At 36.4% G+C, this 19,399-nt stretch carries 17 protein-coding genes; 14 read left to right on the forward strand and 3 right to left on the reverse strand.

What is annotated here, in order from left to right; genetic code table 11:
• Positions 1-3: 3 nt before the first annotated feature.
• Complete coding sequence (locus Y7E_RS0113585; protein ID WP_026049208.1) at positions 4-1,206, forward strand: M20 family metallopeptidase; 1,203 nt, start codon at positions 4-6, stop codon at positions 1,204-1,206.
• A gap of 208 nt (positions 1,207-1,414) precedes the next feature.
• Here Y7E_RS0113585 and Y7E_RS0113590 read toward each other — a convergent pair whose 3' ends face one another.
• Entirely contained in the window at positions 1,415-2,479 is a 1,065-nt protein-coding gene (locus Y7E_RS0113590) for a CotS family spore coat protein (protein WP_017151808.1), read from the reverse strand.
• Between the two features lie 201 nt (positions 2,480-2,680).
• Between Y7E_RS0113590 and Y7E_RS0113595 the strand changes: the two genes are divergently transcribed.
• The 4 genes from Y7E_RS0113595 (at position 2,681) to Y7E_RS33870 (ending at position 5,956) form a co-directional block, all read left to right on the forward strand.
• Positions 2,681-3,826: a glycosyltransferase family 4 protein gene (locus tag Y7E_RS0113595; protein WP_017151809.1), complete on the forward strand. Its 1,146-nt coding sequence runs from the start codon at positions 2,681-2,683 to the stop codon at positions 3,824-3,826.
• A gap of 16 nt (positions 3,827-3,842) precedes the next feature.
• A complete protein-coding gene (cotS, locus tag Y7E_RS0113600; RefSeq protein ID WP_017151810.1) occupies positions 3,843-4,901 on the forward strand; it encodes a spore coat putative kinase CotS in 1,059 nt (352 codons plus the stop codon).
• 1 nt (position 4,902) lies between these two features.
• Entirely contained in the window at positions 4,903-5,367 is a 465-nt protein-coding gene (locus Y7E_RS0113605) for a hypothetical protein (RefSeq protein ID WP_017151811.1), read from the forward strand.
• A gap of 85 nt (positions 5,368-5,452) precedes the next feature.
• Entirely contained in the window at positions 5,453-5,956 is a 504-nt protein-coding gene (locus Y7E_RS33870) for a hypothetical protein (protein WP_020477376.1), read from the forward strand.
• Between the two features lie 195 nt (positions 5,957-6,151).
• Here Y7E_RS33870 and Y7E_RS0113615 read toward each other — a convergent pair whose 3' ends face one another.
• Together Y7E_RS0113615 and Y7E_RS0113620 are read right to left on the reverse strand one after the other, a co-directional pair.
• On the reverse strand, positions 6,152-7,105 hold the full coding sequence (locus Y7E_RS0113615; protein ID WP_017151812.1) for an NAD-dependent epimerase/dehydratase family protein: 954 nt from the start codon (positions 7,103-7,105) through the stop codon (positions 6,152-6,154).
• Entirely contained in the window at positions 7,102-8,391 is a 1,290-nt protein-coding gene (locus tag Y7E_RS0113620) for a UDP-glucose dehydrogenase family protein (protein ID WP_017151813.1), read from the reverse strand. The genes Y7E_RS0113615 and Y7E_RS0113620 overlap by 4 nt, the downstream gene beginning before the upstream one ends.
• A 202-nt stretch (positions 8,392-8,593) precedes the next feature.
• Between Y7E_RS0113620 and Y7E_RS0113625 the strand changes: the two genes are divergently transcribed.
• The 9 genes from Y7E_RS0113625 to Y7E_RS33670 all read left to right on the forward strand — a co-directional run bounded on the left by Y7E_RS0113625 (position 8,594) and on the right by Y7E_RS33670 (position 19,195).
• A complete protein-coding gene (locus Y7E_RS0113625; RefSeq protein WP_017151814.1) occupies positions 8,594-9,415 on the forward strand; it encodes a UTP--glucose-1-phosphate uridylyltransferase in 822 nt (273 codons plus the stop codon).
• A 307-nt stretch (positions 9,416-9,722) separates the two neighbouring features.
• Complete coding sequence (locus Y7E_RS0113630) at positions 9,723-10,733, forward strand: phosphotransferase enzyme family protein (protein WP_017151815.1); 1,011 nt, start codon at positions 9,723-9,725, stop codon at positions 10,731-10,733.
• A 250-nt stretch (positions 10,734-10,983) separates the two neighbouring features.
• Positions 10,984-11,892 (forward strand): LysR family transcriptional regulator, encoded by a 909-nt coding sequence (locus Y7E_RS0113635; protein WP_017151816.1) that lies wholly within the window; start codon positions 10,984-10,986, stop codon positions 11,890-11,892.
• 307 nt (positions 11,893-12,199) lie between these two features.
• Positions 12,200-13,402, forward strand: a complete 1,203-nt coding sequence (locus Y7E_RS29785) for an acyl-CoA dehydrogenase family protein (protein ID WP_017151817.1) — start codon at positions 12,200-12,202, stop codon at positions 13,400-13,402.
• Between the two features lie 18 nt (positions 13,403-13,420).
• Positions 13,421-14,605 carry a CaiB/BaiF CoA transferase family protein gene (locus tag Y7E_RS29790; RefSeq protein WP_017151818.1) on the forward strand — a complete coding sequence of 395 codons (1,185 nt, stop codon included), beginning with the start codon at positions 13,421-13,423 and terminating at the stop codon, positions 14,603-14,605.
• 25 nt (positions 14,606-14,630) lie between these two features.
• On the forward strand, positions 14,631-16,205 hold the full coding sequence (locus tag Y7E_RS29795; RefSeq protein WP_017151819.1) for a class I adenylate-forming enzyme family protein: 1,575 nt from the start codon (positions 14,631-14,633) through the stop codon (positions 16,203-16,205).
• Between the two features lie 81 nt (positions 16,206-16,286).
• Positions 16,287-17,525 (forward strand): MFS transporter, encoded by a 1,239-nt coding sequence (locus Y7E_RS29800; RefSeq protein WP_017151820.1) that lies wholly within the window; start codon positions 16,287-16,289, stop codon positions 17,523-17,525.
• A gap of 282 nt (positions 17,526-17,807) precedes the next feature.
• On the forward strand, positions 17,808-18,437 hold the full coding sequence (locus tag Y7E_RS31725) for an amidohydrolase (RefSeq protein ID WP_081584605.1): 630 nt from the start codon (positions 17,808-17,810) through the stop codon (positions 18,435-18,437).
• Positions 18,438-18,613: 176 nt separating this feature from the next.
• Positions 18,614-19,195 (forward strand): zinc-binding metallopeptidase family protein, encoded by a 582-nt coding sequence (locus tag Y7E_RS33670; protein WP_034278321.1) that lies wholly within the window; start codon positions 18,614-18,616, stop codon positions 19,193-19,195.
• The last annotated feature ends 204 nt before the right edge of the window (positions 19,196-19,399 follow it).

Below are 19,399 nucleotides of genomic sequence, written 5' to 3' on the forward strand. Positions count from 1 at the left end.
AAAATGACAACAAAACAAGTAACGTCACACCGAAATATTATTACGGAAAGTATAGAAGGAAATAAAGAAAAATACTTAAAAGCAAGTCATGATATACATGCGAATCCTGAAATCGGTAATCAAGAATTCTTTGCATCTAGAACATTAAGTTTACTTTTAGGGAGTGCAGGATTTCAGCTTCAACACAATATAGCAGGACATGAAACAGGTTTTATCGCACGAAAAAGCTCTGGGGAAAATGGACCTACAATTGCCTTTTTAGCAGAGTATGACGCTTTGCCTGGATTAGGTCATGCGTGTGGTCATAATTTAATTGGAACAATAAGCGTTGCGGCAGCCGTTGCGTTATCAGAAACAATTGAGGAAATTGGCGGTGAAATCGTTGTATTTGGAACACCAGCAGAAGAAGGTGGTCCAAATGGAAGTGCAAAAGCAAGTTATGTGAAGGCAGGTTTGTTTAACAATATCGATGCAGCACTTATGATTCACCCGAGCGGAAAAACAGCAACGACAAGTCCGTCACTCGCAGTTGATCCATTTGATTTTCATTTTTATGGAAAGTCGGCACATGCAGCAGCGTCACCAGAAGAAGGAATTAATGCATTAGATGCGATTATTCAGCTTTACAATGGAATTAATGCACTGCGTCAACAGCTTCCATCAGATGTGAAAATTCATGGTGTCATTACAGAAGGAGGAAAAGCACCAAATATTATTCCAGATTATGCATCAGCGAGATTCTTTATCCGAGCAGCAACACGTAAGAGATGTGCTGAAGTAACTGAAAAGGTACGGAATATCGCTAAGGGAGCTGCTTTAGCAACAGGAACAACAGTAAAAATCAATCAGTTTCAAAATGAAATAGATGAATTGTTAGTTACGAAGACATTTAATGAGGTGGTTGCGGAGGAATTGGAGCTACTTGGTGAAGATGTAAATCGTAAAGAGAGATTTGGAATCGGTTCAACAGATGCAGGAAATGTGAGTCAAGTCGTACCAACGATTCATCCTTATATCAAAATTGGGCCGGATAATTTAATTGCCCATACGAATGAATTTCGAGAAGCGGCGCGTTCAGAGCTGGGAGACAAAGCATTGGTTACATCTGCGAAGGCATTAGCCTATACAGCATACCGATTAATTACAGAAGAAGGAACGCTTAATCAAATTAAGGAGGAATTTAAGGAAGCGCAGCGAAATCAATGATGCAGAAATATAATTGGTTTGACCTTGGTTATTGGAAAAATGATAGTGAAAGGAGCCTGTCGCTTATTTGGTAGGCTCCTTATTTTTAGTTTCACTTAATTCTCTTATTTGACAAATATAATTAGATATCAGAGTAAAGGTAATGAATTATCGCTTATAAAGAATTTTATTAAGGGAAAGAGTGATTGTTTGGATACAGTTTTAATCTTTAAAATTTCTCAATTAAAGTATTTAAAGCTGTTGATTTTATTCTCTCATATTCCATAGCTCCGGTAAGTTCATCAGCAAGAAGAGGAGATTTTCTAACGTATCTTTCACGAATTACATCGTAAAGTTCATATGGAAATAGCATATCGATAAACATGATTTTTTTCTGTTCAGCTGTTAGGGGAGAAATTGATTCATAAGCGTTAATCATAATATTGAATTGATCATCGTTCCAAACTCCTGTTGTATCTAATAAAGGGATAATCATTTTACGCAAGTCACGAATCGGAAGATCAAAAGAAACTGTATCTAAATCTATAACCCAAATTTGATTGTTAGGATCTAGAAGGGAGTTTCCTGTGCCGTAATCTTGATGGCATAGGTTGGGGCTTGTTTGTAATTGGGTGGTCCATGCTTGATATTCAGAATCTAATAGTCGCTGAAGTGTATGTTTTGCTTCTATAATAAAAGGGTCAATTTCTGCTAAGTACAATTGTGAAAATGGATCATCCTTAGTATTTTGAGCTAGGTTTTTCCAAACCTCCATTTGTTGAAATCTCTTGATATAATGGTTTGGCCAACGTCCTAATTTAGTGAAAATAGGCACTCCTGGTGGTGGCTTGTAACCAATAGACGAAAGATGAAAGTCAGCTAACCCCTTCATAATCATTTCAAGGTCTTCTTGCATAGTAAGTTCAAAAGGCCTTCCCTCAATCCATTCGTATCCAACAAATAAAAATGGACCATGTTTTGTATATAACTGATTATTTTTGTTTGGAATAATACTTGGAACACGCATTCCTTTTTTTGCAAGATAATCTTGTGCATGAATAGAAAATAACGCTTTCTTTTCTGGGCGATGAATTCTTTTTAAGCACATAGGTCCATCTGGTGTATGAATTTTCCATACTAAAGCAAGTTGTCCTCCTTGTATTAATTCAATTGTATTTACAGTAATATCCCAATCTTGAATCATTGTTTCGGCTAATGTTAGTAATCTGTTCTCCTCTTCAGGCGATAATATATATTCTGCTTCTTCTGTATGTTTTTCCAAATATGTCACCATCCTTTATACATTCTCTTATTACTGTATGGTACAGGGCAATTGGTTGTTCTAGCCATTCGCCTTTAAGGATAAAAAGTAGAGGTTTTACCTATTTTGTGTTTGAAATTTGGAAAAGGGTGTTGGATAACTCACAATGGTGAGGAATTTTTCGTAACATATGTTGAAAAGGGTTGTATTTTTTATGAAATGGAGGGTATTTGTATGAAAATCGCGATAATATCTACTGAAAAACTACCCGTACCAGCAATACGAGGAGGAGCTATTCAAATTTATATAGATTCCGTTGCTTCTATTATTGCTTCGAAAGGAAAAGATGTGACAGTTATTTCAATAAATGATCCAAATTTAAAAGAGCTGGAAAAAAGAGAAGGTGTTCGGTATATACGTTTTTCGGAAGATGAATATATTCCTCGTATTATTGAGCATCTACGCAAGGAAAATTATGATGTAGTTCATTTATGTAATCGTCCAAACTGGCTGAAAGTTTTATACGATGCTGCACCAAAGACAAAATTTGTATTAAGTGTGCATAATGAAATGTTTGCATATGAAAAAATGAGTGATGAGGAAGGCCAAACATGTCTTTCAGTGGTTTCAAAAATTGTAACAGTTAGTGATTATATCGGTAAGACAATTACTTCTCGTTTCCCAGCAGCGACAAGTAAGACGAAAACAGTATATTCGGGTGTAGATTTAGATCAATATACTCCTGCTTGGACAGCGAGGGGGAAAGAAGTTAGAAGGTCTGTTCAAAAAGAATTGAATTTACAGAATAAAAAAGTAGTTTTATTTGTTGGTCGATTGAGTAAAGTAAAAGGTCCTCATCTTTTGCTACAAGCACTTCCGAAAATTATTGAACAGCACCCGGATATTATGATGGTTTTTATTGGTTCAAAGTGGTTTGGTGATGATAACGTAAATAATTATGTGAAGCATTTGTATACATTAGGAGCGATGTATAAAGAACATGTAACTTTTATAAAATTTGTAAAGCCGAAGGATATCCCAATTCTTTATGCGATGTCAGATCTTTTTGTTTGTTCTTCTCAGTGGCAAGAGCCACTAGCTAGGGTGCATTATGAAGCGATGGCTGCAGGACTTCCTATTATTACGAGTAACCGAGGCGGTAATCCAGAAGTAATAGATGAAGGGAAAAATGGTTTTATTGTAAATGATTTTGAGAACCCTGATGCATATGCTGAAAAGATTATTGCTCTATTAAATAATAGAAGTAAGGGTGAACAGATGGGAAGAACTGGACGATTAAAAGTTGAGAAGGATTTTAGTTGGGATCGTGTTGCTATGAATTTACTTGGAGTATATGAAGAAGTGTACAGAAAGAAGTAAGAAAGGATGAGGTGAATTGGAAGAGACAACTGGATTAGAGTATGAACATTTAGATAGAGTACTTCGATATTATCCATTTGAGACGAATAATGTTACGCTGCATTCAAGTAGAAGTGGAAGAACGATTTGGGAAGTAGAAACGAATGAAGGAATAAAAATATTAAAACAAGCACATATGAATCCGAAAAGAATGTTGTTTATTGCGGGAGCACATTTACACCTTTTAAAAAATGGGTTGCCAATTACAAAGATTCATAAGACGAATAGAGGAGCTTTTTGTATTGGGGCCGGTGAATATGCATATGTACTATATGATAAACACCAGGGGAAGGAAGTAATCTATTATAGTAAAGAACAATTAGAAAAGGTGCTTATATACGCGGGGAAATTTCAGCGAGCATCCGAGGGGTATATTTCAGAACCAGAAAGCAAGATACGAAGCCGCTTAGGAAAGTGGCATAAGTTGTATAGATGGAAATTACAAGAATTAGAGGGGAATAAGAGGATTGCTCTTTCTTTTCCAAATGATACATTTTCAGTAATGTTTTTAGAGTATGCAGATAAGATGCTAGCGCGTGGCAAGAAAGCATTACAAGAAATTGATGAGCCATACTATAGCCAATGGACAAAAGAGGTCATCGCAGCAAAAGGTTTTTGTCAACAAGATTTTACTTTAGCGAGATTTACAGAAATTGAAGATACTATTTTTATGAAAGAGTTACATTCTATTACAAATGATTTACCCGTTCGTGATTTACGTATTATTTTAAATAAAGTAATGAAAAAGATGTCAGTTTGGGATACTGATTTTGCTGTTCATATGTTGAAGGCATATGATTCTGAGAATCCCTTGTCACAAGAACAATATCGTGTTCTTTGGACAGAGTTATCATTTCCACATTTATTCTGTGCGATTGCTCATAAATATTACTTGGCGCAGAAACGCTCTTGGTCTGATGAAAAATATATTTGGGCATTACAAAATATCATTGCTTTGGAGGATTCAAAAGAGGAATTTCTACAAAACTTTCCTGATATTTTTCACGCAATTAAAAACGAAAGCGGAGGGAAATAAAATGGAATCAAAACAAGAACAGATGGTTATCCCAATTCTAGACTTAGACAAATTTATTTTTTCTCCACCGGGTCCAATGGGATGGGCCCTCACAGAATATGAACAAACGTTAGGTACACCTCAAGATATTGTTTTGAATGAATTGTCTGTAGTAGAAAATTTAGCAGCTGTTAAAGAAGAAGAGTTAGTTGAATTGCCTACAATTGGCTTACTCGATTTGAAAGAGGTGGATAATAACCAAGAAATTGCAACGAGTGAGGAGTTAGTAGAGGAGGTAACTGACGAAGTAACTGACGAAGTAACTGATGAAGTAACTGATGAAATAATTGAGTTGGAAGAGAAAGAAGATCTAGTTCCGCTTGAACCGGAAAAGCCGAAAATAAAAGTCAGGCTTATTGCTCCTCATCAACCAGTAGCTCCCAAGCTAATGGCAGGTGTTGAAATTTCTAAAAAGAAAGAGAAATAAAGAGAAAAAGTCCGCAAGTATATCAATCTTTATGTATCTGCTTAACATACTATATATATGAAACTACAGTGAAGGAGGTTTATAAATGTCTGAAGTGAAAAAAGCAGAAATCAAGTTAGATTTTGACAACGGACTTAATTTTGATTCAAAAAATGGTTTACAGGAAGCTTTAAGGGTTTTAGTTGATGCAATTCAATCCGGATCACATAATGGTATAGAAGTTGAAATTCAGTATGTGGATGAGTCAGAAATGAATATTTCTAACGAAGAAGAAGATGAAGAAGAAGAAGCAGTAGAAACAGCAGAAGCAGCAGCAGAAGGCGAAGAAGAAGAAGAAGAAGAAGAAGAAGAAGAAGATGAAGAAGAAGGCGAAGAAGAAGAAGAAGAAGAAGAAGAAGAAGAAGAAGAAGAAGAAGATGAAGAAGATGAAGAAGAAGAAGAAGAAGAAGAAGAAGAAGAAGATGAAGATGAAGATGAAGAAGAAGATGAAGAAGAAGATGAAGAAGAAGAAGAAGAAGATGAAGAAGAAGAAGAAGAAGAAGATGAAGAAGAAGATGAAGAAGAAGAAGATGAAGATGACGATGAATAAAAAAGTACCCCCTATAAAAGGGGGTATTTTTTTATTCTAGATTATTTGAATGTTTATTGAGAAGAATCAGTTGCTTTTACAACTTTTTCATACACATGTTCTAGTCTATTAGCTGTATGCTGAAATTTGGATGGTCTCACCTCTAATTGCTGAAGATGGTAGTTTTTCTGTACATATATATGCTATTTTCATAAATTAACCTCTTTTGTAGAGTTGCTTTAAATAATTTAGTTCTGTTTGTAATCCGTCAGCTAACGAAATGGAAGGGGAGTATTGTAAGAGTGAATTTGCTTTAGAAATATCCGCCCATGTGTGTTTAGGTTCTCCAGGTACCGCTTTGAGAAAATGTGTTTTCGCTGTCTTACCAAGTTTATTTTCTAGCAAGGAAATGATATCTAAAACGGATGCTCGTTCTTTTCCACCAATATTGATTATTTCACCTATTATAGGCTTTTTCGTTTCTAAAGCAGCTATAGTACCGCGTATACAGTCGTCGATATAAGTAAAATCACGTGTTTGAGTTCCGTTACCAAAAATAGTAAGAGGTTTATCTTCTAACATTTGTTTTATTAGCCTATGAAATGCCATATCAGGACGTTGGCGTGGTCCATATACTGTAAAGTATCTTAGAATAACAATCGGTATATGGAAGTTTGTTCGATATATATGACATAGATGCTCTCCGCTTAACTTCGTCACCCCATATGGTGATAAAGGTGTAGGAAACAACTCTTCAGAAACTGAGCCTGATTTTTCGCCATAAACAGAAGAGGTAGAGATATGAATAAATTTACTTAAATTTATATGCTTACACGCTTCAAGTAAACGTTGTGTAGCGACAATATTATTTGTTACATAAGGATCAAAATCTTTCCCCCAACTTGTTCGTACACCAGGAATAGCAGCTAAATGATAGACAATATTTACATCTTGTAAAAGCTGAGATAAATCAGTAGTTAAAATATCACCCTGTATAAATTGAAACCGTGGGTTGTTTTTGAATTGTTGTATATTTTGATTTTTTGATGTAGCAGGAGTAGGACCGATGAAATGATCAATTCCAATTACATTGTAGGATTTGTTTTTGAGTAATGCTTGACATAGATGGGAACCAATAAAACCAGCTGCGCCTGTAACAAGGATTTTCATGGACGACCAACTCCTATATATTGTAAACCATGTTTCTCTACTTCATTTTTTTCAATACAATTACGACCATCAACAATTGTACTTCCTCGCATTAATTTTTTCACTTGTTGCCAATCAAGTGTTTTAAATTCATTCCATTCTGTCGCAATGATTACACAATCAGAATTTATAATAGAAGATTGCAAGTGAGTATGCTCCGTGACATATTTTTTTAGAGGAGAAGGAAGGTGGGCTTTTGGATCATAGGTATGAATTTCGTAGCCAAGAGGAATTAATTTTTCAATCAGTGTAATAGCGAGGGAATAGCGTATATCGTCTGTATTCGGTTTGAAGGAAATTCCTAAGACTGTTATTCGGTTTGAAGATGGGTCTTTTAATTTGTCTTTAATTTTTTCAATATAATGGTCTACTTGTGTGGAATTAATAGATTGTACAGCTTGTAAAATGGGAGTCTCCACTTGTCTGCTCTTCGCTGTATAGATTAATGAATTCAAATCTTTCGGGAAGCAGGAGCCACCATATCCAATTCCAGCTTGGAGAAAATGAGGGTTAATTCGGAAATCATACCCTATTCCTTTTGCTACTTCCGTAATATCAACTTGATATGCGTCACAAATTCTAGCAATTTCATTGATAAAAGATATTTTTGTAGCTAAAAAAGCATTGGAAGTGTATTTAATCATTTCCGCACTACTTAAAGTTGTATGAAAGAATGGAGCTTTAATATCTTTATATATTTCTTGCATAATTTCAAGCGATTTTGTATCGTCTTTTTGTATGCCTACCACTGTTCTATCTGGAAAGAGCATGTCATGGACAGCGGATCCTTCTCGAAGAAATTCGGGATTAGAAACAATATTAAAAAGCGAAGAGTCTATCCCTTTTTTTATGAGTATTTCACCCATGAGTTCATTCGTACCAGTTGGAACTGTACTTTTTGTGATAATCGTTTTATATGATTTTATGTTTTGAGCTATTATATCGATAACAGAATAAATGTATTGTAAATCTGTTTTTCCACTGGGGGCTGAGGGAGTTCCAACAGCAATCATAATAACAGGTGTTTGATGAATAATTTGATCAATATCACTACGAAATTGCAAGCGATTTCGATTTTTATATAGTAGTTCTTTTAAATCTGGTTCGTAAATAGGGATATCTCCTTTTTGAAGAAGATCAATTTTATTTTGATCTTTATCAACACAAACAACATGATGTCCTAAATTTGCTAATACTGCTGCTGAAGTTAGTCCAACATAGCCAGAACCTATTATACATATGTCCATAATAAGGCACGCACCTTTCTGAAAATTAGTATTTGCTTGTATATTATATTGGTGGACAAGTCTGACTTGTGCCATATCAAAAGCCCTATTCATACGATAAGCGATAGGGAAAGATAAGTTAAATGCCTTTTTTTGATAGATTGATGAGCGGATAACGGATTACTGAATATACTATTCTAAATAGGATGAAGGGGCGAGGATCGTGATAAAAAAAGCAATAATTCCAGCTGCCGGTTATGGTACGCGTAGTCTTCCTATTACAAAAGTAGTTCCAAAAGAGATGTTTCCAATAGGGAATAAGCCTGCAATTCATTATATTGTAGAAGAAGCTGTAAAATCTGGAATTGAACAAATATTAATTGTTCTTTCAAGAACAAAAAATTTAATAGTTGATTATTTTGATTATTCATTAGAATTGGAAGCGTTTTTAGAAAGAGGGGACAAATCACATTTGTTAAAAGACCTTTCTATCCCTAGTATTCAAATTCATTATACGAGGCAGCCATATGCAAGAGGTTTGGGGGAAGCGATAAAACTAGCGGAAACATTTATAGGTAATGATCCTTTTGCTGTGCTTTTACCAGATGATATCGTAATTTCGGATAAAGACACAGCTTTAAATCAATTAATTAGGACATACGAAGAGACAAAAAGCAGTGTACTAGGTATTCATACAGTACCGGATGAACATTTAAAAAAATATGGGATTGTAAAAGGAGATATTGTAAAAAAGGATTATATTCAAATTACAAATATTGTTGAAAAACCGAAAGTAAATCCCCCATCTAATTTTGCAGTGATTGGTCGATATGTTTTTACACCAGATATTTTTCCTTTGTTAAAAAACATTCAGCCTGGGGTCGGGGGCGAATATCAACTAACTGATGCGATCCATTCTTTACTTACAATGAAAAACGTATATGGGAAAATCATCGAAGGAAACCGATATGATATTGGACAAGAAGATGAATATATTCAACTTCTTAATCGTATACATGGACAAAATAAAGGGAGTAAGAATTAAAGGGTGGTAATATTTCCTTATGCATGTGAGTAATTTAATAAGTACATATTAAGTTACCTACATGCATTGTTGTATGTTTTTTATAAGTGTATTACCTATTGAAAAGGAAGAGAGTATCATGGGAGTTTGATTCAAAGTTTGAAATGATACATTTCTGCTTTTTGAAAGAAATAGTTTTGTTATTTTCCTCCAATTTTAGAGTTGAATATTCATATCAGAATTCATTACAATTAAACTAATGTGAGCTTTACAGATTTACAACGAAGTATAGTATGTAATGTCTGAATTTTTAAAAAGGAGAAGATTAATGCAACTATTGGTAAGAAAAGCTATAAGTTATTATTTTACAGATATTCACGCATTACAAATAGAAGAAGAATTAAACAAAGGAAGTTGGAATAAAGATTTACATTATAAAATAATGATTAATGGAAAGAGATATTCTGCAAGATTTTTAGGTGTCAATCGAACAGAAAATCCTGCTTTTGGGCATATAACAAATAAGCAATTAGAAGAGCAAATAAGATTTTCGCGTTATTTAAGGGAGCATGATATTCCTTTTATGAGGATTATGCAATCATCTACTAATCATCCATTTGTTTTTTTTACATGGAATGATGAAGTGTATCGATTTGTATTATCAGAATGGATTGAAGGTATTCATATTACATATTGTGATGAAAATATTGCAGAGGAATTTGGCAGAGAGGCAAGAAGGTTTCATGATATTTCCAGCAGATTTCAAAGTTCTACTTTTTCAAAGAAATCACATTTACATGGATATAAGGAATTCATAAAACTACTTCGTAACGAAGTACCTGCACGTATTGTTTTGAGTGAGAGCACAAGCGTATTACAAAATTATCTAGAAGTGGCGGAATACCATATTGAGAAAGCGTATTCAAAAGACTTGAACTTCATTATGCAATCAGATTTAAACCCTCTTAATATTATTTGGGATTCGAACCAGAAAATAAAAGGAATTGTAGATTTTGAATCGATTGGTTATGGAGATCGTATAGAAGGGTTGGCGTGGCTCATAAAGTGGTATTCTCGAACGAAAGGGATATCTTCACATGAAGTTTGTCCTAAAGTTGCTCAAGCATTTTTGAAGGGATATGATTCAGGGGATTTTCTAGATTCGACTGATAACGAAAGACTATCCTCACTATTATGGTTGTCTGGTTGCTTGAATTGGAATTTTGTTAAGAAGACACTTGAGAGTTTAGAAGAAAATTGTGAAAGGTTACTTGAAGAGCATCTAGAGTTTTATAAGTTACGAGGAGAAAAATTATATTCCTTATTAAAGGTAGATTAATTGTTTCTTTTTTATTTTTAAAAAAGTCTAGGGGGTAAAAAAGAGGAAGAAAATTGTATTAAAATACTTTAGAAAGGCGCAATGAAATCAGTAATCTGATTAATCTTGTAAAAGTAGTCTTCCGAAAGTCTATTTGGGTAAAAAGGTAATTTCACTCAGCTGCATTATAAGGAATTAGAAAAAACATAATTGAAAAGGAACTTGTTTAGATGCATGATTCGGAAAAGGAATTTAAAAAGGATGGGTTGCAATGAATATTGAACAATTACAATATATTATCAAGGTTGCTGAGACACGCTCCATTTCTAGTTCATCGGAAATCCTCCACATCTCTCAGGCTGGAATCAGTATGGCTATTACAAACCTGGAGAAAGAACTCGGTATAAAAATATTCAAGCGATCGCGAACAGGTACAATACCGACAAAAGAGGGGAAGGAAATCATCCAAAAAGCTTATGAGGTCGTGAGCAAACTTCAAGAAATAAGAGATAAGGCTCAGACTTATGCAGATACTATGGAGAAGGAATTGAGATTATCATCAACTCAAGGTTTGTTTCTCACCATTTTGCCTAAAGCTTTAGCCTTATTCAAGAAAAAGTATCCGAATGTAAACGTTATTATCGAGGAAAAGGGAGGACATTATGTTATCGACGATGTTATAAAGAGTAAAGTTGACATTGGACTAATGCATATCCCGAAAAAGAAACCGAAAGAAGAAGAATTAGATTTTCAAATTCTATTGAAAGGAAAACTAATCGTCACTGTCAGTAGGCATTCCCCATTGGTAAATCGAAAAAATGTAACTCCACAGGATTTGCTTGAGCAGAATCTTGTAGTCTATAACGGACCGAACATGCATACATTTATCCGATATTTTTTTAATCGCTTTGGTAAAATGAATATTTTATTTTCTACAAACAATACAGAAATTATGAAAAAAACAGTGGCTGAAGGTTTAGCTATTGCTTTTTCTTATGACGTTGGAATTAATACCGATCCATATTATCTGAGTGGTGAACTTGTTCCTATTCCATTAATCAATATGGAACACAATTCCCTAGACATGGGATGGGTACAATCGAGGAAACATTGCTTGTCGAAAGCTGCCAAAGAGTTTATCAAGTGTCTTGAACTCTATGCATCTACTTATAAATATTAGTGCGGTATCTTAGTGATATTCGTACTAATATTTTTTTTATTCAATGATTATTCATCATATTTTTGAAACAAGGTTGAATATTATTTGTTATTTTTAAAATTTTATATCAATTTTATTTAAGTTATTATAACTAATCGTTAATTTACTTAAATAAAATTTATAACTATAATTAACTAAAGATTCAGAAAAAACGAATTCAAGGAATTTAAATCATAATACAAGGTATGCTAACAGATTATAATTCTGGTATTCATGTAATTATTTATTAGACTATGCGAAATCAAACAAGTAGAAAGAAGGGGAATATGTGATAACAGCAAATGGAGAGAATTTAAAGGTACTTCATACCAAATTGTGTAGTTTTATTCAAAATGAATTACTTCCTTATGAAGCAGAACAGAAATTGAATGCCGAAAAGGATATTCCGATGGAAGCGATTAAATGGGTTAGAAAACGATCAAGAGAATTAGGATTTTACGGGATTAACCTACCTAAGGAGCTTGGAGGAAAAAACCTTAGCTTAAAAGGACTGTGCTTGTTGAAAGAAGAACTGGCTCGTTCGGGAGCGGTATTATGGGGACAGGTTATCGGAGAAATAGGGGGGCCACTAAGAATTGGGCAAATGCTGGACAGTTTTACACAAGAACAGAGAGAAAAGTATCTTCTTCCAATTGTTACTGGAGAATCTAGTTGTTGTTTTGCTCTCACGGAATCCAATGCGGGCTCAGATGCATTTGCAATCGAGACGACAGCTGTTAGAGAAGGAGATGATTATATATTAAATGGACAGAAGCGTTTTATCAGTGCAGCTCCTTATGCTGATTTTGCCATTGTGATAGCCAAGGAATTGCTGGGTGAAAAGAAAGAGAGAATAACTGCTTTTCTCGTAGACAAAAAAACACCGAGTAATCCCGGCTTCGAATTAGGAAATATTCAAGTCCCAATTTCAGGAGAACGCATTCATGCTGAATTGATATTTAATCAATGTCGAGTTCCAGCTTCCAATATTATTGGGGAACCAGGAAAAGGGTTGCTGCTTGGATTGAAAAGAATTAATGCGAATCGCGCTTCACATGCTTGCGGATTTGTTGGGATGGCTCAACATCTTCTCGATTTATCGATAGAACAGGCTAAAACAAGAGTTCAATTCGGGCGTCATATTGCAGAATTTCAGGCTATTCAGCATATGCTTGCAGACATGGCTACGGAAATCTATGCAGCTAGATGCATGGTTTATGATGTGATTGAAAATATCGATCGGGGAGAAGAAGATCGTGCCAGTGCCTCTATGGCCAAGCTGTTTGCATCGGAAGTGGTTAACCGCGTAGCTGATAAGGCCATCCAAATTTTCGGATCACAAGGGTTGGAAAAAGGACATCCTGTGGAAAAAATGTACAGAAGTGCACGTATGTTTCGAATCCTTAGTGGCACCTCTGAAATTCAGAAAAATACGATTGCGAAAGAGCTATTGAAAGAGAAGGTCTCTAATAATTTTTTAATAAGACAATGAGGGGAGAAAAGACGTATAATGTATGATTATTTTAAGCAGATAAAAGTCATTGACTTATCTCGGATGCTTCCTGGACCATACTGTACTATGCTGCTAGGTGATTTAGGAATGGAAATCATAAAGGTTGAAGATATCGAGCATGAGGACATCACAAGAGATAGGGCAAAACCGATATTCAATATGCTGAACCGCAATAAGAAGTCAATTGCTATTAACCTTAAGCAGGAAGACGGGAGAGAGGTTCTCCGTCAGCTGGTAGCAGAAGCAGATGTATTTTTGGAAGGGTTTCGTCCTGGCGTTTTAGATCGCTTGGGATTCGGATATGAACAGGTGAAAGAAATAAATCCACAGATTGTCTATTGTTCTCTTTCTGGGTTCGGACAAACGGGACCTTATAAGAATCGCGCCGGCCATGATTTGAATTTTTTGGCATTAGCCGGTATGGTTGGTATCCCATCACAAATGGAAATGCCTACGACACGGCCTGCTACTCGAATAGCCGATTTGGCCGGAGGGATGATGGCCGCATTCTCAATTCTCGCTGCCCTCATGGAGTCCAAACATTCAAAGCTGGGGCAATATGTCGATGTTTCTATGACAGATGTTTTGGCCACTTGGGTGGGTTTATTCTTGCCCGCTCTGATCAAAAACGAGAAAGCGCTTTCCGGAAGCGAGTCTCCATTGGTGATGCCTGGAAATGACATGTATGAAGCTAAAGATAGGAAATGGCTGGCTCTCGGATTAAATGAAGATAAATTTTGGACGAAATTCCTTCATTGCCTGCAGGATGAATTTCCAGCCCTCAGTTTGAAGCAATGGAGAAGTCCTGTGGAAAGAATGCGTAGAAAGATAGAGCTACACCATTTGATAAAAGGGATTATTCTGTCTAAACCATTCAGTTATTGGGAGAAAATTTTTGGTTCGTCGGACATTCCATGGACTCCTGTTAACAGTGCCATCGATGTAATCAGAGATCCACATCTGAAAGCAAGACAGATTTTCTATCATTGTTTTAATCCAGAAACAGGCGAGAAAGAGCTGCATGTCAGATTTCCTACATTATTTTCTACACCACTTCCTACTTGTCAAAGTGCAGCCCCAGCGTTAGGAGAACATACCGAAGAAATATTGCAAAGCTTGAATTATCAGTCTTCGATAGTTGATCATTTACGACAAATAAAAGCGGTTGGAATCCGTAAATAGATTGTTAGGGAGGTATCAATTCTTTATGCAACAGACGACATTTCAGTCACTGCTTTTGAAAGGAATGAACAGGTTTGGTGACTTGCCGGCTATTACCTTATTGCCAGCAGAGGAAACGTTAACGTACAAGGAGTTGTTAGAAAAATCACGACAGATAACTGAATATTTGCTCTGTTTAGGTGTAGGGAGAGGTACCCATGTTGCTACCCTTATTCCAAACAGCTTGGAGAATGTACTGTTCAACGTGGCTATTTCGCAATGCGGAGCTATTTTGGTTCCGTTAGGAGAAAAGCTGGGGGTTCGTGAAGTTAATTTTATTTTGAAAGAATCAAAACCAAAAGTCGTGATTATGGCAACACAGCCTCATGTCGATACAGTTCTTGAATACTTGCAAGGATCGGAAGATTGTTCTGTACGTGTTATCGGTCTGCCTAAATTTGGTATCGACTATCCTGATAAGTTTGAGGTATTCCAGTGGCCGGAAGAGACAGTTTGTCCAGACTTACCGACCGTCTTGCCGGAAGATATCGCTCTTTTGTCTTACACAGGAGGAACAACAGGTACGCCTAAAGGAGTAATGCATTCTCAGAAAGGACTAAGAGCTGCTATGATCTCAGCTAGCATCGAGGATCCACTTGATGACCAAGATCGTTTGTTGCTGAGCACCCCACTCGTACATTCAGCTGGTTCGCTACTTTGGAGGTCTCTTATCTCAGGAGTACACGTGTATATTATGCGTGGATTTCAAGCCGAATATGTTATGAATGCAATTAAGCAATATAGAATTACGTCTACATTCATGGTACCGACCATGTTGTACAGACTCCTTGATTTGGCGAAGAAAATAGACTATGACGTGAGTTCCGTCAAGAATATCTATTATGGTGCTTCACCTATTTCTCAAGAGCGTTTGAAGGAAGCCTTTGAAGTATTTGGACCAGTTATCCGTCAGCAATATGGAATGACAGAATGTAATATCGTTATTTCGAGACTTTCTAAAAGCGCTCATATATGGGCTTATCATAATAATATGGAAGTATTGAAGAGTTGTGGACAGCCGTGTTTGATGACCGAAGTACGTATTATTGACGACTATGGGAATGATGTAAAGCCATTAGAGCTCGGAGAAATTATCGTGAAATCTCCAACTATGATGGAGGGATATTATCAAAAACCTGAACTAACTAAAGAGACAATCCGTGACGGCTGGCTTTACACCGGTGACATCGGCAAGCGGGATGAAAATGGCTTCCTGTATATTGTGGATCGAAAGAAAGATATGATTATTTCAGGAGGAATGAATGTATATTCAGCAGAAGTAGAGCGCCTGGTAAATCAGCATCCGGCTGTCTCATTATGTGCTTGCATCGGTGTTCCTCATCCTGATTGGGGCGAAGCAGTCTGTGTAATTGTGTCTCCAAGGGATCGAGTTAGCTGTACGGAGGAGGAAATCATCAATTTTTGCAGGAAGAACACTTCTAAATATATGGTACCTAAAGAAGTTTATTTCCGAGATACTTTTCCGCTCACAACAATCGGAAAGATCGATAAGAAGGCGTTAAAAAAGATGTACTCGCAACGAATATTAACTAATAGATAACTTAAAAGCCGAGGCTTAGTATATTCTCGGCTATAGGCTCTTTTTGTTTAGAAGTGTTTTCTAAAAAAGAGGTGAAAGCGAATGGATAGTTATTCGGGCGGAAAGCGGAAATTTATTATTTTTGGTTTTCTATTTGTAGCAATGATTTTAAGTTTTTTTGATCGTTTGGCAATTAATGTGGGGATTATTCCTATTGAAGAAGAGTTTCAACTTAACCCTTCCCAGACTGGATTACTGATAAGTGCATTCTTTGTCAGTTACTCTTTTATGCAGCTATTAGGTGGATGGCTGACAGATAGATTTGGTGCAAGAGTAATGATAATTATTTCTCTTATAAGCTGGTCAGTGTTCACAATGATGACAGGCTTTGCTTGGTCTTTTGCCTCCTTATTATTTATTCGTTTTTTATTCGGATTAGGGGAAGGTCCGTTCCACTCGGCAGCAGTATTGTCTATTCATGAGAATTTTCATGAAAAAGAAAGAGGCAGAGCAAATTCCTTTTTCATGTCTGCTCAAAGTATCGGCGGCGTTTTGGGAAGCTTGGTTGCTGCATCAATGGTAGTAACTATAGGGTGGCGGTGGATGTTTATAAGCCTTGGCATTCCTGGGATTTTAGTAGCTATAGCTTTCTGGTTTGTCTTGAAACCTCAAGAAGTCCGAACTACAAAAGAAAGTAACCAACGCATAAATAAAGTTTCTCTAAGGGCGTTATTTAAAGTAGATAACATAGGGAAAATCATTTTTGCCAAGTTTTTTTCAAGTATCGTTAACTGGGGCCTTATCTCCTGGATGCCTATGTACTTGGTGAAGGAGAAGGGGCTTGATCTGGTATCTGCTGGCGGATTAATAGTTATCCCCTATATTTCTAGTTTTCTAATGTTTAACATAAGCGGCTGGCTTCTGGATAAATATATGATAGGCCGAGAGAAGTATCTTATTATTATGGGTTCTCTTTTCACTGCATTATTTATTAGCTTCATGTTTAATGCTACATCCATAACGCTTTTTATCACGTTTTTTGCATTGACTGCGATGGCTATATCTTTCATCGGAACAACACTTCTTACTATTATATTAAAATATGGGCCAAAGGAACTTATCGGCTCTGTAACAGGGGTTGTAAGTTTTGTTGCTCAAATTGCCGGCGCGATTTCCCCAGCTGTGATTGGATTCATTATTAGTCTGTTTAATGGCTCCTATGATGCAGCGTTTTGGTTTTTAATCGTTTCTGCGTTTTTAGTGACAATTGCCGGGTTTACTATAAATACAAACAAAATGCGTTTATCTGGAGAACAGGCTGAAAAGACAGTATCAATTTAATTATGGGAGGAGAGAATTAGCAAAGCTGGTCATCCTCACCTCCTATATGATGTAGCTTTGCTATCTAAACTAATTGAAAATATAGATTAGGTAACATGAGTTATTCTCTAAGTCATTTTGTATTTCACTTCTTGTCGAGATGATCTTATGAATCTTGCCTATCATAATACATACACGAGGGTCAAAATTACAGATAGGAAAAATCTAAAAATAGGTATAGTTACGATGAGTGAGCTAAATGTTGAATTACTCCGATTAATATTCAAAAAAGGGGTGTTTACTATGTTAAATCATAAAAGAATTGCAGAAATTATTGAAGAAAAGAGGGAAACGTTTATTCATATAAGCGACCGTATATGGGATTACGCTGAAATTCGATTTGAGGAGTTTCGCTCTGCCAATCTACTTTGCAAGGTACTAGAAGAAGAAGGATTTACAGTGGAACGTGGAGTCGCAGATATGGAAACTGCATTTATTGGTAGTTACGGAAGTGGAGGTCCTATCATAGCTATCCTCGGGGAATATGATGCTCTCTCTGGTTTAAGTCAAGAACGTGGAAGGGCGATCCAGCAACCGATTCAGCAAGGAGGAAACGGTCATGGGTGTGGGCATAATTTGCTTGGCACGGGTTCATTGGCCGCCGCAGTTGCTGTACGGCACTATATGGAAGAGAATAAAATAGAAGGAACAGTCCGCTACTATGGCTGTCCAGCTGAAGAGGGAGGAGCTGGAAAAACAATTATGGTTCGCGAAGGCTTGTTTAATGATGTGGACACTGCTATTTCGTGGCATCCCTATCCTATAAACGCGGTAGTATCGGTGACTAATCTGGCTAATTATCAAGTTTATTTTAAGTTTAAGGGAAAAGCAGCACATTATTGTTCGAAAGCACTAGCGATTCGGCTCGTATAATAGCAAATCCAGGCCGATAATCCCTAATAATTGCTTTTGGATGTATCGGCTTGGTGCCGTCAAAACTCGAGCCGAAAAAAGTTCCGCAAGGATGTAGCAAAGCGAAAAGGGTGGAGATTTTCTGTAGCAAAGCGAAAGAAAATACGACCCGTTCCTTGCGGAACTTTTAGCTCTCCATGATGACTGAAACAGAAGTGGATATCATTTTTGACAAGGGATGTTCCAACCTGATACCAAATCAAACGCTAGAAACCATCATGTACAATAACTTCCGTAAGCTGGGTGTTCCTACTTTTGACGAAGCAGAAAAGGAATTTGCACGTCAAATTCGCGCTACCCTATCGGAAGCGGATAAACAAAATAAGTTTCCAATACAGGTAGATAAGGATTTCATGGGGCAGCTGAAAGAAGAGGAGCTTTCTACTGTACTCTTACCTTACATAAACAAAACGTTTAAAATGAAGAGTTCGACCGATGTGGGAGATGTCAGTTGGATAGTACCCACTGTACAGTGCGCGACTAATTGCTTTGCGATAGGGACGCAGCCTCATACTTGGCAAGTTGTGGCGCAGGGAGGGACATCTATTGGTCATAAAGGTATGCTCCATGCTGGAAAAGTGATGGCCGCTACTGCTATCGAGATTTTGCAAAGCCCGGAACTTGTTAACCAAGCAAAAGCCGAGCTACAAAAAAGACTAGATGGTGATAGTTATGTTTGTCCAATGCCAGCGGGGAGTAATCTTATTAGAAGTCAATAGCTTCCTAAAACCTATTTAGCCCTTACAGTTGCTTCTTGCTAACGAAGGGCTACTTTTTTATCTTATCATTTAGCTTTTTACAGTTTTATAATTATGTATGTTTTAGATTTTAGGGAACACTAAAATGTTTTTTAAAAATAGGGAAAAACCTTTCAAATTTATTAAAGTAGAAGGGCTAGCAAAACTCACATTTTGGATATGTAT

This window comes from Bacillus bingmayongensis (genome assembly GCF_000299035.1).
Lineage (GTDB): Bacteria > Bacillota > Bacilli > Bacillales > Bacillaceae_G > Bacillus_A > Bacillus_A bingmayongensis.

Bases quoted from the DNA above. Each gene is read 5' to 3' on its own strand.
- Y7E_RS0113585 (WP_026049208.1), top strand. From the start codon at position 4: ATGACAACAAAACAAGTAACGTCACACCGAAATATTATTACGGAAAGT.
- Y7E_RS0113590 (WP_017151808.1), bottom strand. From the start codon at position 2,479: ATGGTGACATATTTGGAAAAACATACAGAAGAAGCAGAATATATATTA.
- Y7E_RS0113595 (WP_017151809.1), top strand. From the start codon at position 2,681: ATGAAAATCGCGATAATATCTACTGAAAAACTACCCGTACCAGCAATA.
- Y7E_RS0113605 (WP_017151811.1), top strand. From the start codon at position 4,903: ATGGAATCAAAACAAGAACAGATGGTTATCCCAATTCTAGACTTAGAC.
- Y7E_RS33870 (WP_020477376.1), top strand. From the start codon at position 5,453: ATGTCTGAAGTGAAAAAAGCAGAAATCAAGTTAGATTTTGACAACGGA.
- Y7E_RS0113615 (WP_017151812.1), bottom strand. From the start codon at position 7,105: ATGAAAATCCTTGTTACAGGCGCAGCTGGTTTTATTGGTTCCCATCTA.
- Y7E_RS0113620 (WP_017151813.1), bottom strand. From the start codon at position 8,391: ATGGACATATGTATAATAGGTTCTGGCTATGTTGGACTAACTTCAGCA.
- Y7E_RS0113630 (WP_017151815.1), top strand. From the start codon at position 9,723: ATGCAACTATTGGTAAGAAAAGCTATAAGTTATTATTTTACAGATATT.
- Y7E_RS0113635 (WP_017151816.1), top strand. From the start codon at position 10,984: ATGAATATTGAACAATTACAATATATTATCAAGGTTGCTGAGACACGC.
- Y7E_RS29790 (WP_017151818.1), top strand. From the start codon at position 13,421: ATGTATGATTATTTTAAGCAGATAAAAGTCATTGACTTATCTCGGATG.
- Y7E_RS29795 (WP_017151819.1), top strand. From the start codon at position 14,631: ATGCAACAGACGACATTTCAGTCACTGCTTTTGAAAGGAATGAACAGG.
- Y7E_RS29800 (WP_017151820.1), top strand. From the start codon at position 16,287: ATGGATAGTTATTCGGGCGGAAAGCGGAAATTTATTATTTTTGGTTTT.
- Y7E_RS31725 (WP_081584605.1), top strand. From the start codon at position 17,808: ATGTTAAATCATAAAAGAATTGCAGAAATTATTGAAGAAAAGAGGGAA.
- Y7E_RS33670 (WP_034278321.1), top strand. From the start codon at position 18,614: ATGATGACTGAAACAGAAGTGGATATCATTTTTGACAAGGGATGTTCC.